The organism is Staphylococcus equorum (genome assembly GCF_001747895.1).
GTDB lineage: Bacteria > Bacillota > Bacilli > Staphylococcales > Staphylococcaceae > Staphylococcus > Staphylococcus equorum_A.
Genome location: NZ_LNNB01000003.1, coordinates 34233 through 49299, shown reverse-complemented (window position 1 = coordinate 49299; position 15067 = coordinate 34233). Strand labels below are relative to the sequence as shown.

General features: G+C 35.0%; 16 protein-coding genes. 14 read left to right on the top strand and 2 right to left on the bottom strand.

From position 1 onward, the window contains the following. The first annotated feature begins 54 nt into the window (after positions 1-54). The 10 genes from AST02_RS00460 (at position 55) to add (ending at position 9989) form a co-directional block, all read left to right on the top strand. The gene (locus tag AST02_RS00460; protein WP_069814907.1) at positions 55-1878 is read left to right on the top strand and encodes an assimilatory sulfite reductase (NADPH) flavoprotein subunit; all 1824 of its coding nucleotides are present in this window, start codon (positions 55-57) and stop codon (positions 1876-1878) included. 20 nt (positions 1879-1898) lie between these two features. Then, a complete protein-coding gene (gene cysI, locus AST02_RS00455) occupies positions 1899-3608 on the top strand; it encodes an assimilatory sulfite reductase (NADPH) hemoprotein subunit (RefSeq protein ID WP_069814905.1) in 1710 nt (569 codons plus the stop codon). A 23-nt stretch (positions 3609-3631) separates the two neighbouring features. After that, positions 3632-4405: a uroporphyrinogen-III C-methyltransferase gene (gene cobA / locus AST02_RS00450; protein ID WP_069814904.1), complete on the top strand. Its 774-nt coding sequence runs from the start codon at positions 3632-3634 to the stop codon at positions 4403-4405. Between the two features lie 14 nt (positions 4406-4419). Continuing rightward, on the top strand, positions 4420-5160 hold the full coding sequence (locus AST02_RS00445) for a sirohydrochlorin chelatase (protein WP_069814902.1): 741 nt from the start codon (positions 4420-4422) through the stop codon (positions 5158-5160). 36 nt (positions 5161-5196) lie between these two features. Further along, on the top strand, positions 5197-5808 hold the full coding sequence (locus AST02_RS00440; RefSeq protein WP_069814900.1) for an NAD(P)-binding protein: 612 nt from the start codon (positions 5197-5199) through the stop codon (positions 5806-5808). Between the two features lie 25 nt (positions 5809-5833). Continuing rightward, on the top strand, positions 5834-6739 hold the full coding sequence (locus tag AST02_RS00435; RefSeq protein WP_069814898.1) for a sulfite exporter TauE/SafE family protein: 906 nt from the start codon (positions 5834-5836) through the stop codon (positions 6737-6739). A gap of 22 nt (positions 6740-6761) precedes the next feature. Next, positions 6762-7940: a sulfate adenylyltransferase gene (sat, locus tag AST02_RS00430; RefSeq protein ID WP_069814896.1), complete on the top strand. Its 1179-nt coding sequence runs from the start codon at positions 6762-6764 to the stop codon at positions 7938-7940. An 18-nt stretch (positions 7941-7958) separates the two neighbouring features. Continuing rightward, entirely contained in the window at positions 7959-8558 is a 600-nt protein-coding gene (cysC, locus tag AST02_RS00425; RefSeq protein ID WP_069814894.1) for an adenylyl-sulfate kinase, read from the top strand. Between the two features lie 72 nt (positions 8559-8630). Beyond that, positions 8631-8831, top strand: a complete 201-nt coding sequence (locus AST02_RS00420) for a hypothetical protein (protein WP_069814892.1) — start codon at positions 8631-8633, stop codon at positions 8829-8831. A 177-nt stretch (positions 8832-9008) separates the two neighbouring features. Then, complete coding sequence (add, locus tag AST02_RS00415; RefSeq protein ID WP_069814890.1) at positions 9009-9989, top strand: adenosine deaminase; 981 nt, start codon at positions 9009-9011, stop codon at positions 9987-9989. 289 nt (positions 9990-10278) lie between these two features. Here add and AST02_RS00410 read toward each other — a convergent pair whose 3' ends face one another. Continuing rightward, positions 10279-10881 (bottom strand): class I SAM-dependent methyltransferase, encoded by a 603-nt coding sequence (locus tag AST02_RS00410; RefSeq protein ID WP_069814888.1) that lies wholly within the window; start codon positions 10879-10881, stop codon positions 10279-10281. Positions 10882-11136: 255 nt separating this feature from the next. Here AST02_RS00410 and AST02_RS00405 point away from each other — a divergent pair, with 255 nt between their 5' ends. Together AST02_RS00405 and AST02_RS00400 are read left to right on the top strand one after the other, a co-directional pair. Further along, positions 11137-12318: an FtsW/RodA/SpoVE family cell cycle protein gene (locus tag AST02_RS00405; protein ID WP_069814886.1), complete on the top strand. Its 1182-nt coding sequence runs from the start codon at positions 11137-11139 to the stop codon at positions 12316-12318. An 18-nt stretch (positions 12319-12336) separates the two neighbouring features. Beyond that, positions 12337-12903: a phosphatase PAP2 family protein gene (locus tag AST02_RS00400; protein ID WP_069814977.1), complete on the top strand. Its 567-nt coding sequence runs from the start codon at positions 12337-12339 to the stop codon at positions 12901-12903. Between the two features lie 341 nt (positions 12904-13244). Here AST02_RS00400 and AST02_RS00395 read toward each other — a convergent pair whose 3' ends face one another. Continuing rightward, a complete protein-coding gene (locus AST02_RS00395; RefSeq protein ID WP_069814884.1) occupies positions 13245-14030 on the bottom strand; it encodes a VLRF1 family aeRF1-type release factor in 786 nt (261 codons plus the stop codon). A 248-nt stretch (positions 14031-14278) separates the two neighbouring features. Here AST02_RS00395 and AST02_RS00390 point away from each other — a divergent pair, with 248 nt between their 5' ends. Together AST02_RS00390 and AST02_RS00385 are read left to right on the top strand one after the other, a co-directional pair. Further along, positions 14279-14677, top strand: coding sequence for a hypothetical protein (locus tag AST02_RS00390; RefSeq protein ID WP_069814882.1), 399 nt, complete (start codon positions 14279-14281; stop codon positions 14675-14677). A gap of 39 nt (positions 14678-14716) precedes the next feature. After that, positions 14717-15049 carry a general stress protein gene (locus tag AST02_RS00385; protein WP_069814880.1) on the top strand — a complete coding sequence of 111 codons (333 nt, stop codon included), beginning with the start codon at positions 14717-14719 and terminating at the stop codon, positions 15047-15049. The last annotated feature ends 18 nt before the right edge of the window (positions 15050-15067 follow it).

Sequence of the window (15067 nt, the reverse complement as noted above, 5' to 3'; positions counted from 1 at the left end):
AAAAATTAGATTTCTGTCCCACTCCCATAAAAACAAAAAAGAGGTGAACTTGCGGTGAATTTATCTGTATCAAATAGTCCATTTAATGAGCATCAAGCAGACCAACTCAATCAGGTTGTTAGCATTTTAACCACAGAACAAAAAGTTTGGTTGAGTGGTTATCTTTCAGCATATCAAAACACTTTAGTCAGTGATGCTGAAGCCCCACAGCAAGTAGCAGAATATGTATTAAATAGTGAGTCAGAAGACAATGTTGATAGAAATATAACAATACTTTATGGCTCAGAAACTGGTAATGCGCAAAGTTTAGCAGAAATTTTTGCAGATCGATTAGTAGAACATAACTACACTGTGAAACTGACTGCAATGGACGAGTTTAAACCTAAAGACTTGAAAAAAGTAGAAGATTTATTTGTGATTTCAGCTACGCATGGTGAAGGCGATCCACCAGATAATGCACTTACATTTCATGAATTTTTACATGGCAGAAAAGCGCCTAAATTAGAAGGTGTACGTTATTCAGTACTTGCCCTTGGAGATGAATCATATGAGTTCTTTTGCCAAACAGGGAAAGACTTTGATGCTAGATTTTTAGAATTAGGCGGCGAACGTTTAGTAGCGAGACGTGATTGTGATTTAGATTTTGATGAGCAAGCGGAAGCCTGGATGAATGAAAATATTCAACAACTCAACCAATCATCGAGTCATAAAGAATCAGTAATACTAGCAGAAACAGCACAGGCTACAAAAGAAAAGCGTTATTCCAAGTCGAATCCATATGAAGCAGAAGTATTGGAAAACATTAATTTGAATGGCCGAGGATCTAACAAGGAAGTAAGGCATATTGAGTTTTTACTAGATGACTATGGTGAGACATATGAACCAGGTGATTGCTTAGTCGTAGTGCCACAAAATAATCCGAATATTGTGGCATTACTTATTGAAACTTTAGGTTGGCATGCTCAAGACGAAATTGCTATTAATTCGAATGGTGACAAGCTCACGCTCGAAGAAGCATTACGAGATCATTTTGAAATTACTAAATTAACAAAGAACTTAGTGCTAAAAGCCTCAACGTTATTTGAAAATACGACATTAACCGAGCAAGTAGAGGATACGTTATGGATACAAAGTTACATAGAAGGTCGAGATTTAATCGATTTATTAACAGATTTTCCACCGAGTCAATTTAATTCACAGTCATTACATCAATTGTTAAGAAAGTTACCACCGCGAGAGTATTCTATCGCAAGTAGTTTTCAAGCAAATCCAGATGAAGTGCATATTACAGTCGGTGCAGTAAGGTATGAGGCTCACGAACGTGAACGTGATGGTGTTTGTTCCGTACAATTAGCCGAACGCTTACAACCCGGAGATAGTATACCAATTTATTTGAAGAAGAATCCTAATTTTAAATTTCCATTTAACGAAGAAATACCTGTAATAATGATTGGCCCAGGTACCGGAGTTGCACCATTTAGATCATATCTTCAAGAGCGAGAGGAACTTGGATTAACTGGTAATACATGGCTGTTTTTCGGAGAACAGTACTTTACTACAGATTTTTTATATCAAACAGAATGGCAAACTTGGTTAAAAGATGATGTATTAAGCAAATTAGATGTAGCATTTTCACGCGATTCAGAAGAAAAAATTTATGTGCAACATCGTATTGCTGAACAAAGTGCAACATTTTACGAATGGATAATGAATGGCGCTGCATTATATATATGTGGTGATGAAAAACAAATGGCTAAAGATGTGCATGAAACGATTCGCTACGTATTAGAACAAGAAGGCGGCATGTCTGAAACAGATGCCGAAGCGTATCTTACACAAATGAAAAAAGAAAAACGTTATCAAAGAGATGTTTATTAAAAGAGAGGTAGGGATGATGTATGGCTGAAACGAATGTGAGTTTTTCTGACAAACTCGATGAATTAGAACGTATCAAAGAGCATAGTAATTATCTCCGTGGCACGATTGTTGAAGGTTTAGCAGATAGAATTACTGGTTCGATTACAGAAGATGATACAAAACTTTTAAAGTTTCATGGCAGTTATATGCAGGACGACCGAGATATTAGAGATGAACGTCGTAAGCAAAAATTAGAACCGGCATACAGTTTCATGATCAGAGTACGTGCGCCAGGCGGTGCTTCAACGGCTGAACAGTGGATTGCGATGGACGATATTGCGAATACTTATGCCAATGGAACAATCAAACTTACGACAAGACAAGCATTTCAATTTCATGGCATTTTAAAGAAAAATTTAAAAAGTTCTATGCAAAGTATAAATCAGGCATTACTAGATTCTTTAGCAGCTTGTGGTGATGTGAATCGTAATGTGATGTGTAATCCGAATCCTTATCAGTCTCATGTACATGGAGAAATTAATCAAATTGCGAATGATATTAGTCGACACTTGTCACCGAAGACGCAAGCCTATCATGAAATTTGGTTAGATGGTGAGAAAGTATTAGACACGAGTGATGCAGAACCTGAGCCAATGTACGGTAAAACGTATCTTCCACGTAAATTCAAGATTGGTATTGCAGTACCACCTTCAAATGATATCGATGTTTATTCACAAGATGTTGGTTTGATTGCCATTATAGAACAAGACGAACTCGTCGGTTTCAATGTAACAATTGGTGGTGGCATGGGAATGAAACATGGCAATACAGCTACCTATCCTCAAGTAGGTCGGCTGATTGGCTATTTTCCTAAAGCAGAAGTTGTGGACGTTTGTGAAAAAATATTAACGATTCAACGAGACCATGGTAATCGTGAAGACCGTACGAACGCACGTTTTAAATATACAGTAGATCGCAAAGGCGTAGAGTGGGTTAAAAATGAATTAAACGCACGTCTTGGATGGCAATTAGAAAGTGAGCGACCATATCATTTTGACCATAATGGAGATCGCTATGGTTGGACAGAAGGCAGCGGTAAGTGGCACTTCACGCTATTTATACAAAATGGTCGGGTCAAAGATACGGATGACTATAAATTAAAAACAGCGTTAAGAGAAATTGCTCAAATTCATAAAGGTGATTTTAGACTAACTCCTAACCAAAATTTAGTTATTGCGCATGTTTCTGACAGTGATAAGCCAAAGATAGAAAAAATCATCTCAGAATATAGTCTAACAGATGGCGAACATTATACAGGATTAAGACGAAATTCTATGGCATGTGTTGCTTTTCCGACTTGTGGTTTAGCGATGGCTGAATCCGAACGTTATTTACCATCACTTATTGGAAAAATCGAAGAATTATTAGATGAAGCAGGATTAAACGACGAAGAAATTACGATTCGAATGACAGGTTGCCCTAACGGATGTGCCAGACCTGCATTAGCAGAAATTGCATTTATAGGTAAGGGCCCAGGAAAATATAACATGTACTTGGGTGGCGGCTTTACAGGCGATCGATTAAATAAAATTTTCAAAGAAAATATAGCAGAAGCTGAGATTTTAGAAAGCTTGAGACCTATATTAATCCAATATGCGAAAGAAAGAAACGAGGGTGAACATTTTGGTGATTTCGTCATACGTGCAGGCATCGTAGCCGAGGTTAAGGACGGTCAAGTATTTCATAGCTAATAAATTGAGAAGGTGGTGTCAAGATGGGCAAAGTATTTTTAGTAGGCGCGGGTCCAGGCGATCCTGATTTAATCACAGTAAAGGGATTAAAAGCGATTCAACAAGCAGACATCATTTTATATGATCGACTAGTAAACAAAAAGTTATTAAGTCATGCATCGCCGCAAGCGAAGTTTATGTATTGTGGGAAAGACCCTTATCGTCATTCTTTATCACAAGAAGATACGAATAAGTTGTTAGTGAATTTTGCGAAAAAAGGTCAAACCATTACAAGATTAAAAGGTGGAGATCCTTTTATTTTTGGAAGAGGTGGAGAAGAAGCAGAAATTTTAGCAGAACATCAAATTCCATTTGAAATTGTGCCAGGTATTACATCAGGTATCGCAGCACCTGCATATGCAGGTATCCCCGTTACACATAGAGATTATAGTTCATCTGTTGCCTTTGTTACAGGTGTGATTAATAAGAATATAGATAAAGATTCGTATTGGAAACATCTTGCTCTCGGTCCAGAAACACTGTGCATTTATATGGGTGTCAAAAAATTACCAGAAATTAGTGAACTATTGATTAAACATGGACGTCCCATTGATACACCGGTTGCTTTGGTTCAGCTTGGTACATCAGAGAATCAAAAGACAGTGGTTGGTAACTTGATGAACATTGTGGAAGTTGCCAAAGATATTGAAAACCCAGCAATGATTGTCGTAGGCGAAGTGGTCAAATTAAGAGAACATATCAGTTGGTTTGAAGCGGGACAATCAGAAGCGTCACTTGCGAATTTAACATATCAATAGAGGGAGGTCTTAGTATGCGAGGCGTCTTATATGTCAGCCACGGTAGTAGAGTAGATGAAGCTGTTACAGAAGCTGTGAACTTTATTGAATTAGTTAAAAATCAAATCGATGTGCCATTACAAGAAACATGCTTTTTAGAATTAACACAGCCTAACTTGTCACAAGGCTTTCAGCGATTAGTCAATAAAGGAGCAACTGAAATTTCTGTGATACCCGTACTTTTACTAAGCGCAGGACATTATTTCAAAGATATACCGACAGAAATTCAACGAAATCAGCAAATGTACCCACATGTCAAAGTTTCTTATGGAAAACCATTAGGGGTACAACGCCGGTTAACTGAAATACTACATCAAAGAATTGAAGAAACACATATGACACCTAATATGGATGCGAAAGTATTGATCGTGGGCAGGGGGAGTTATAATCCTCAAACACAAAATGACCTCTCGACAATCAAAGCGCAGTTACAAGATAAAAATATTCATTTAGACATCGAAGTGTGTTATTTGGCTGCGTGTGGGCCTTCATTTGAAGAAGCGCTTCAAGATGCAGTCAATAAAGCACATTCACAAATATTTGTAGTTCCATATTTGTGGTTTACAGGTATTTTAGAACGTCACATAGCAACAACTATAGATGACTATCAAGTAGAGCATGGCATTGTACTGTGTGACCGACTTGGCAACCATAGTCATTTACAAATTGCATTAAAAGAACGTGTAGAAGCAACATTTGAAACTGTAAACCAGTAACAGTCTTAAGTACTCAAGATAGTAAGGAGTGACATAATGCCATTGATTCCACTCATGATTGATATTTCAAATAAGAAAGTCTTTGTAATTGGCGGGGGTAAAGTTGCAGAACGAAGAGTGAATACTTTAGTCAATTATGCCAAAGACATTCATGTGATTAGCCCCACTATTACTGAAAATTTGAAAGATATGGTTCAACACTCAGCAATAAAATGGAGTGAAAAATTATTTGAAATTAACGATATCCAGCAGGCAGATTTCATTGTTGTAGCGACAAATAGCGCATCTACAAATCAATGTGTATTGCAACATAAACCAAGTCACGCAATGATAAATATGGCTGGAGCATCGACCTCAGGTGATGTGGTATTTCCAAGCATATTACGACGTGGCAAGTTGACATTAAGTATTTCTACAAACGGTGCAAGCCCAGCGCTTACAGCACAAATTCTCGCTGAATTTCAACAACAGTTTACGAGTCGTTATGAAGTGTATGTAAATTTCTTATATGAATGTAGACAACGCGTTAAACGGAGTTCGTTATCTTCATTAGAAAAGCAAAGATTTTTGAAATCAATTTTAGCAGATTGTTATTTGGAAAAAGATAACCAAAGAGATGTGGTTAAATGGCTTGATTCACTGAATTAAACACAATTCGGAAGGAGTATGACACATGTATAAGTTATTTATCTTCGCACTTGCAGGATTTCTCGCACAATTGATAGATGGTTCCCTTGGTATGGGATTCGGTGCATCTTCTTCCTCAATATTATTAACTTTCGGTATAGCGCCAGCAATCGCATCTGCAACGATTCATTTTGCTGAAGTTGCAACAACTGCTGCTTCTGGCACAGCACACTGGAAGTTTGAAAATGTGCACAAGCCGACAATGATTAAATTAGCAATTCCAGGCGCAATTACAGCATTTATTGGAGCGGCGTTTTTAAGTCATATACATAGTAATTTAATTAAGCCTTTTATTGCTGTGTTTTTATTAACTATGGGTTTTTACATTTTATACCAATTTTTATTTAAAAAAGACAACCAAGTACAAAAAGATGCAAGTAAAATAGGGCGTTACGCTATGATTCCACAAGGCGCAATTGCAGGTTTCCTTGATTCAATTGGTGGCGGGGGCTGGGGGCCAGTCAACACACCATTGTTATTAGCTCAAAAAAAGTTAGAGCCAAGATATGCAATTGGTACCGTGTCTGCGAGTGAATTTTTCGTGGCACTCTCAGCATCAATTAGCTTTATTATCTTTTTAGGTTGGAGTCAGATTAATTTAGGTTTAGTGGTTTCATTGAGTATTGGAGGGTTGATTGCAGCACCTTTCGCAGCTTGGCTTGTTAAAATTTTACCGGTGAATATCTTAGCGGTTTGCGTAAGTGGTTTGATTATCTTTACTAATAGTAGTTCTTTAATCAGCGTTTTTGACCCAACACCAGTAATATCCATAACAATTAAAGTATCGCTTATTGTCATTTGGATTATTTTAATTACTTATGCGTTATATCAAAATAAAAAATTATCATTTTCAATTTCTAAAAATAAAGCAAACACGAATGAACTAGATTAAAACATAAAGGAAGTGTATAAGTATGACATTAACAACAGAATCAATTGCAAATACGATTGAAGCACATGGTGGGAAACTCATTAACAGAGAAGTGAGTGACTTACTAAAAAAGGAATTATTGGCCGAGTCGAAATCATTATCTACTATTACACTGAATCCATGGAGTTTGTCAGATTTAGAGCTTATTGGTATTGGTGGGTTCAGTCCGTTAACAGGATTTATGAATGAAGCAGACTATACAAATGTAGTAGAAGACTTACATTTAAGTAATGGCTTAGTGTGGAGTATTCCCATCACTTTACCTGTAACTGAAGATAAAGCAAAGCAACTAGAGATAGGAACACGTGTCGCATTATATGGTGAAGACGAGCATTTATATGGCGTACTTGAATTAGAGGAAAAATATACGTACGACAAAGAGAAAGAAGCGCAACGTGTATATGGTACTACAGACATTGACCACCCTGGCGTGAAGAAAGTATATGAAAAAGGGAATGTCTATCTTGCTGGACCAATCTATTTACTAGATCGACCAAAGCATGACGATTTTGTAGATTATCATTTAGATCCGGCTGAAACGCGACAATTATTTAATGACTTGAATTGGAAGACAGTTGTAGGATTCCAAACAAGAAATCCAGTACATAGAGCACACGAGTACATACAAAAAGCAGCTTTAGAATCTGTTGATGGACTATTATTGAATCCATTAGTTGGAGAGACAAAATCTGACGATATTCCAGCTGCTGTACGCATGGAGAGTTATGAAGTCATTCTTAATAATTATTACCCGGAAAATAAAGCACGCTTAGTCATTTATCCTGCGGCAATGCGCTATGCTGGTCCACGAGAGGCAATATTACATGCGACAGTAAGAAAAAATTATGGCTGTACACATTTTATTGTTGGACGCGATCATGCTGGTGTAGGTAACTACTATGGTACTTATGAAGCACAAGAGCTTATTTCTAAATATGAAGCAGAGTTAGGAATACAAATTTTGAAATTCGAACATGCGTTTTACTGCAAAACTTGTGAAAATATGGCGACTGCAAAAACATGTCCACATGACGCTTCCTCACATTTACATTTGAGTGGTACAAAAGTTCGTGAAAAGCTTAAAAATGGAGAATCACTACCTAAGGCATTTTCAAGACCAGAAGTAGCAGAAGTATTGATTAAAGGCTTGCAAGAGCAATAATTTAAAGGAGTGAAGTGAATGAACACATCTCAACATATTACATGGCATGAATCCGAAGTTAAAAAAGAAGAAAGACAACGCCGTAACGACCACAAAAGTGTATTGATTTGGTTTACTGGATTATCAGGGTCTGGTAAATCGACGGTGTCTGTTGCGTTAGAAAAAGCATTGTTTCAACGCCAGATACATACGTATAGATTAGATGGAGATAATGTCAGACATGGACTTAACAATAATCTTGGGTTTAGTCCAGAAGACCGTACAGAAAATATTAGACGGATTGGCGAAGTAGGAAAGTTAATGGTAGATGCAGGGTTAATCACTGTTTCTGCATTTATTTCACCTTATCAAGCGGATCGTGACACGGTACGTAGCTTATTACAAAAGGACGAATTTATAGAAGTGCATACATTATGCAGTCTCGAGGAATGTGAAGCGAGAGATCCTAAGGGGTTGTATCAGAAAGCTAGAAGTGGAGAAATTGCTGGATTTACAGGTATCAGTGCACCTTATGAAACACCAGAAACACCAGAAATAGTCATAGATACAGAAAAAGATAGTATCGAGCAATCTGTAAATAAAATTATTAACTATTTGAAGCTGTATCAATATATTTAGATAGATGAGTTAAATCTTGTGGTGTGTTGATTTAAGTATTTAATAAAGATAAAACACGAAAGGGGAATATGGATGGAAATCTTAAATATAATTGCTTATAGTTTGCTTATTATATTGATCTTAGTAGTGTTTTGTGGTGTTTTCCTAGTAAATAAAGGACAAGATAGAAGTTATTTTATGCTAGAGTTCAAAGTGATTGTACTTATATTGTTCACGTGCTTTATAGGCTTAGGTATAACATTAACAATTTTGGGTTATTTTGGAAAACTATAATAAATTAAAGGGCATGATTTTTAATTGATTAGCATCTGTCTTTAATGTAGAGGGTTTTATGGTCATGTTAAAATAATCATGTTATAGTATATGAATTAATTTCTAATAAAATCTTTCTTTGTGTCTACAGCAAAATATAATTATAGTGACATATTGGAAGTAAGGAAGGTTTCGGACATGAATAAAACCATACAAGATATATCTAAAATAGAACTTCATTGTCATCTCGATGGTTCTACAAGTATAGCGTTAATCAAGCAACTTGCTTATGAACAAAATATAGTTTTAAAAGAATCCCATTTGCTCGTAAGTGAAAATTGTGAAAGTCTGGATGAATATTTGCAGTGTTTTGATGAAATATTAAAAGTGTTGCAGACCAAAGATAGCCTCAAAAGAGCTGTCTTAGATGTTGCGCAACAAGCGAGTAAAGATAATATAAAGTATATAGAAATTCGCTTTGCACCGTTATTGCATACTGAACACGACTTGTCGTTAGCAGACGTATTGGAAGCAGTCGAAGCGGGCGTCCAACTTGCAACAGAAACGATGGATATCAAAATTAATTTATTGGTTTGTGCAATGAGACAGCATGAAGCTACAGTGAATGAAGCGCTTTTCGATTATCTTGAGCAGAGAGATAGTGAAGTGGTGCGTGGGATTGATTTTGCAGGTCCGGAAGCAGCATTTCCACCGGAAGATATTCGTACCACAATTCAATACGGTTTAGATAAAGGGTTTAATCTCACTTTACACGCTGGTGAATGTGGATGTATGCATAATGTTATGGAGTCTATTAAATTAGGCGCAAAACGTGTGGGTCATGGTGTTGCCATTAATGAAAATGAAGCTGCGTTACAAGAAATAAAGCGAAACAATGTGATGTTAGAAATGTGTCCGAAAAGTAATGTTCAAACGAAAGCGATAAAAGATTTAACAGAATTAAACATACCTTATTTGCTAGAGCAGGATATACCTTTTATTATTAACACGGATAATCGTACGGTCACTCAAACTTCACTAAATGAAGAGTATGCGTTATTAATGAAACATCAATTGATTTCAGTCGAACAGATTGAATTTATCAACTTAAGAGCAATCGAATATGCCTTTTTGTCAGATATTGAAAAAGAAAATTTAAAAGCAGTGATGCAATCATAAAAAAACGAACTTCCAATAGTTGGAAGTGCTCTTAAAGTCTCTGACTTTATTGGCAGTTTTTGTGCATGCTTTCCGCGGGCACAGCCTCAGCCTGTAGTCTTCGACTAGTGCTTTCCCCGCAGGAGTCAGCCCAAATCACTGCCATTTTCTAAAACGAAGATATAACTGAATTAACAAAAAGAGAACTTCCGTTTCTAATAAGTGTTAAATAAAGAAATGAATCAACAAAGATGGTCTACGTTCTGAGAGAACTTCCAATAGCTGGAAGTTCTCTTTTTTGTATAACAAATTATGAACGGCCAGATGCAATAAATAAACTCGCATCTTTATTCATAAATATATTTTCACCTTCATAAAATGTGTGTGATTGGACATGTGTTAAACCTAATTCAGTAAATAGTTGCTGGATATCCGTTTGTTCAAAGCCATTATAGACTTTTGGATGATATACATTTTCATTCTTATTAAAATCAACAAGAACGAGCAGACCACCAGGATTTAATTTCGCACGTAACGCTGTTAATAATGCTTTGTAATCACCGCTGTGAAGTAGTACTAATGAAAGGAAAACTACATCATAGGTAGCGTTAATCTGTGTTTCATCCGAAAGAATGTCACCTACATATGCGTGAATATTTGTTTTGCCTAGTTCAGCAATTTTGCTTTCAAACACCTTGATCATTTGAGGTGCAGCATCCATCATTGTGACTTCGTCAAAATGACGCTCTATATTTAATGTTACTAGACCAGTGCCGCCACCATAATCTAATAGTGACTGATATGAAGTGTTTTTGAATACCTTATTCACTTCGGCTGCAATTGTATCGGCAAGATGTATTCTACTCGGGCCATCGTACTTTTGAGCAATTTGATCAAAACGGTCTTTATTCAAGTTAAAACTCCTTTGTTGAGTGAAATTATTATAAAAAAATCATTCATTTATATAATGGTTATTATAGACATGTTAAGTCGTTAATAGAGTTTATCACAAGATGAAAAGTAGCACAATGTATATTATTTAAAACAGTATATTTAATAATATGAAAATACATGTGTTCAAATAAGTATTAGGTGAGCCTAAAGTATGATTGAGGACATGTTAAAAATATGTTTTACTGGAGTCTATCAGTCATAATGAGGTGAAGTCATGAAGCGATTTTTAACACTGGCGTGCAGGCGTTTAGAAGGTTTGGATTTTAGTATGATTCTCTGTTTTATCATACTTGGTATTATAGGTGTAATGATGGTTTACAGTGCGAGTATGGTATCTGCATCTAAAGGCGCATTAACAGGCGGTGTGCCTATCGAAAGTAATTATTTTATGAAAAGACAATTGCTCTTTTTGGTATTGGGTGTAGTTATTATTATATTTATTGGTAGTTTCGTTAACATTAACGCTTTTAAAGAGAACAATGTACAGAAAATGATGGTGTTAGGTACATTGTTGCTATTGCTAATTACTGTGTTAATTGGTAAGGAAATCAACGGTTCCAAAAACTGGATTAATTTAGGTTTGTTTAGTATTCAATCTTCAGAATTTTTAAAGCTAACCTCAATTTTTTACCTTTCCTATGTGATTAACCAACGTGTATCGAGTCGAAGGGATTATCAGTTGAAACATCTCATTCCACCACTAGGCATCATCGGGATAAGTTTATTACTTGTCTTAATGCAAGGGGACTTGGGCGGTACTTTATTAACAGTAGCGATTATTGCTTGCATACTGATTTATTCAGATTTAAAAAATAAGGTAAAAATTCAAATCATGGCAATCGCAGTGATTCCAATTGTATTTTATAGTATTTATACATTGATTTTTGATGCTAAAAACCTTTACAGATTAAGACGTATTCAAGTCATGCTCGACCCATTTAAATACGAAAAAGATGATGGGTATCAACTTACGAGTGCTTTAACAGCAATTGGAAATGGCGGATTTACTGGCAAAGGTCTAGGTAATGGTATTGCTAAATTAGGGTATTTACCAGAACCACATACTGATTTTATTTTCACGGTTATTTCAGAGGAATTAGGTTTACTGGGCGTATTATTTATATTACTGATTTATGGCTTTATATTAGTTAAAGGACTTATATATGCAAATAAAACCACAAATCAATTTTATAAATTAATTTGCGTCGGTGTCGTAAGTTATTTATTTATGCAAGTGTTCATTAATTTAGCAGGAGTCTCTGGCATCATTCCTTTAACGGGGGTAACATTGCCGCTATTAAGCTATGGTGGATCATCTATATTGAGCATAAGCATTGCCTATGGAACGCTATTAGCAGTAGCTAGAAGAATTAATAATGAAAGGAAATTAAACTAAGTGAGAGACTATTTGAAAATGATTTTAATAAGTTTGTGCTTATTGATACTCATGATATGTATACATATAGATTTAACTGATCCATTAGATAATTTTATTTATCAATGGTTACATGGAACGATTAACTCTAATAGTGTCGTTGTATATCTTGAAATAATTTCTAATATATTTGAGCCGTTGCACTGTTTAATCATGATATTGATGATTTTAACACTCGTATTTTTTTATAATCAATTTAAGTTTTGGTGGTATGGATTTTGGTGTTTCAGTGTTTTGTTGATAGGTACATTTTTTAAATATATTATTCAACGACCAAGACCTGATATCAGTATAGATGGCTATAGTTTTCCAAGTATGCACGTGTTAAGTGTCTGTCTACTGGTGAGTCTCATATTATTGTTGAAAAATAATCAATGGCTAACGCTCATATGCGTATTATTGATCATTTCGATTATCGTTTCTAGAATATATCTACGTGCACACTTTTTTACAGATACAATAGGTAGCATACTCATTATAGGGATTATGCTTCAAGCTTTGAAATTGGGTAATGCAACTTCAACTACAACTAAAAATGATAGGTGACATTACTAGCCATGTGTAAAAACACCTCTTTATCAGGTTGTCGACAACGACTTCTACTTTGTTAGCAGTTCTTTTGTGCACGCTTTCCGCGGACACAGTCTCAGCTTGTAGTCTTCGGTTAGTGCTTTATTAACGAGTTAGAAGTCGACTCAAATCACTGCTATTTTTAATTTAATAAATTTGCAATAACAATGAACAAATCAAAACAAAATTTAAAGGCTTGTCTCCTACAAAAATTAGGAAACAAGCCTTTAAAATTATATGCTAAAGCAAAGTACAGCTTTTAAAATTCAGTACATATTCAGGTGTTTTGATATATTGTGACTAGCATGATTTGAAATTTATTCTTCCATTACTTTGTTTATAATTTCTGTTGCATTTAAATTTAATATATTACTTGGTGTGACTTGGTCAATGTTACGATTGAACATCGTTTTTAATTTTTCTACTTCTTCTTTTTCACCAGCTAAATAGAGTTGGTGCCAGCCTTTCTTCTTAGCATTTTTCTCAATAGTAGCGACTAAACTTTTGAACCAACGCTCTTGATTAGCTTTCACACGTTCTTTATATTCATCTCTTTGCGCGCCACCTTGAGTTAAATCATCGCCTTGTGGTCCGGAATGTTCTCTCCAATCATTAGTATCTAAATCTAGAGTGTAATAATCTTCGTCTACAATTGTACCAATTTCAGTTTCAATCACACGTGCTTTGTCTTGTTGTAAAACTAAAATACCAGTGTAAGGATAGCTTTGTTGTAATGATTTGAGCTGATCTAATTTGGGTTTTGTGTCCCATTTAAATTCTGTTTTTATAGAAATGTTAACGTGTTTTTCGAACCTTAATGACTCGTCGGCAGTCATAAATAAAATAAGACCTCTTTTTAAATTAGGTTCAGCGCCTTGTATTTCAGTTTCTACTTTATTGATAATATCTTTTGCTTGGTTTTTTTCTTCGTGATTGTCACTGCTTTTTGTTTTGTCTGATAAGTCTTTCAAGGCATTTTTTAATTCAATTTTCCACTTTGTTCCTTGTTCGGGACTGGTATCTAAATAAATTGAGAATACTTTTTGATTTTGTGACTTACCATCGAATTGTTCCAAGTTATTAATTTCTTCTTGTAAAAGCATTATATATCACCCTTCATAATTCTTACATACTATATATTTTGCCTTTTTTATAGAAGTTAAACTTTAGATATATTATCAGATCGTATTAGTAAATAAATATAAAATCTTAATAATAATTTTTTACAACAATAAAAGTTAATTTTTAGATTTTAAAAGTGTTTAAAAGCGTTTTCAAAGGGAAAATTAACTATAATATTGGAAAAAGATAACTTGAATTGAAAATTCACACGAATAAAGGGGGAGTATGTATGGCTACGCTACTATTTCTTGTAACGATACTTTTCATATTAGTCATTTACTTACTTGTTAAGCTAAAGTATACAAAGGATTTTAAAGCTTCAAAAGATAAGCGTCACAGAGAAAGACGAATTGAAGAATTTGTACAAAGTGCCTATAAGATAGATAACTTAGAAGCAATACATCAAGGGCGTGCGCATCTCGAACTCATTTATAAACGTAAGACAGTAGATGTAAGAAAAGATCAAGTTAATTTTGTTGAAGATGAAGCGCAAGAAAAGGTTGAAACGCAATTTGAAATGACAGATGACATGGTCAGAGATGAATTGTTCGATTTAATGTTAGAGGATACTTATTTTTATATAACTGAAAATCGATATAACAGTTTAATGATTAAGACAAAAAATTAATATATTAATAAGTTGAAGTATTGGAAAGGGAGGATTCTTATGGCACCGGTTGTAAAACCTTATACAAATGACGCGGCTTTAGTAGCGGATGTGAAGGCTTTAAAAGATCGAGGTATTGGTAGCCAAGATATATACGTGCTATCAGATGATAAAGATCGAACTGCAGAGGTCACTGAAAATATAAAAGTTACAGCAGTTGATTACAATAAAGTTGATATAGATGAAGATTTTGATTCGAAAGCTGAAGAATTAAGAGAAAAGCTTAGCATATTAGGTGTGCCTTCTAGTGATGCAGATCATTGTGAGGCAGAAATGAAAGAAGGCAATATCATTTTAATTGTTACTGATTTTAGAGTTAAAGGACTGTTATAAATCATGTAAAGGGTGGTG

What these genes read in the sequence shown, in the direction of transcription:
- AST02_RS00445 (WP_069814902.1), top strand. Translation starts at nt 4,420, where the DNA reads ATGCGAGGCGTCTTATATGTCAGCCACGGTAGTAGAGTAGATGAAGCT.
- cysC (WP_069814894.1), top strand. Translation starts at nt 7,959, where the DNA reads ATGAACACATCTCAACATATTACATGGCATGAATCCGAAGTTAAAAAA.
- AST02_RS00385 (WP_069814880.1), top strand. Translation starts at nt 14,717, where the DNA reads ATGGCACCGGTTGTAAAACCTTATACAAATGACGCGGCTTTAGTAGCG.
- add (WP_069814890.1), top strand. Translation starts at nt 9,009, where the DNA reads ATGAATAAAACCATACAAGATATATCTAAAATAGAACTTCATTGTCAT.
- AST02_RS00420 (WP_069814892.1), top strand. Translation starts at nt 8,631, where the DNA reads ATGGAAATCTTAAATATAATTGCTTATAGTTTGCTTATTATATTGATC.
- AST02_RS00400 (WP_069814977.1), top strand. Translation starts at nt 12,337, where the DNA reads ATGATTTTAATAAGTTTGTGCTTATTGATACTCATGATATGTATACAT.
- AST02_RS00390 (WP_069814882.1), top strand. Translation starts at nt 14,279, where the DNA reads ATGGCTACGCTACTATTTCTTGTAACGATACTTTTCATATTAGTCATT.
- cobA (WP_069814904.1), top strand. Translation starts at nt 3,632, where the DNA reads ATGGGCAAAGTATTTTTAGTAGGCGCGGGTCCAGGCGATCCTGATTTA.
- AST02_RS00405 (WP_069814886.1), top strand. Translation starts at nt 11,137, where the DNA reads ATGAAGCGATTTTTAACACTGGCGTGCAGGCGTTTAGAAGGTTTGGAT.
- cysI (WP_069814905.1), top strand. Translation starts at nt 1,899, where the DNA reads ATGGCTGAAACGAATGTGAGTTTTTCTGACAAACTCGATGAATTAGAA.
- AST02_RS00395 (WP_069814884.1), bottom strand. Translation starts at nt 14,030, where the DNA reads ATGCTTTTACAAGAAGAAATTAATAACTTGGAACAATTCGATGGTAAG.
- AST02_RS00435 (WP_069814898.1), top strand. Translation starts at nt 5,834, where the DNA reads ATGTATAAGTTATTTATCTTCGCACTTGCAGGATTTCTCGCACAATTG.
- sat (WP_069814896.1), top strand. Translation starts at nt 6,762, where the DNA reads ATGACATTAACAACAGAATCAATTGCAAATACGATTGAAGCACATGGT.
- AST02_RS00440 (WP_069814900.1), top strand. Translation starts at nt 5,197, where the DNA reads ATGCCATTGATTCCACTCATGATTGATATTTCAAATAAGAAAGTCTTT.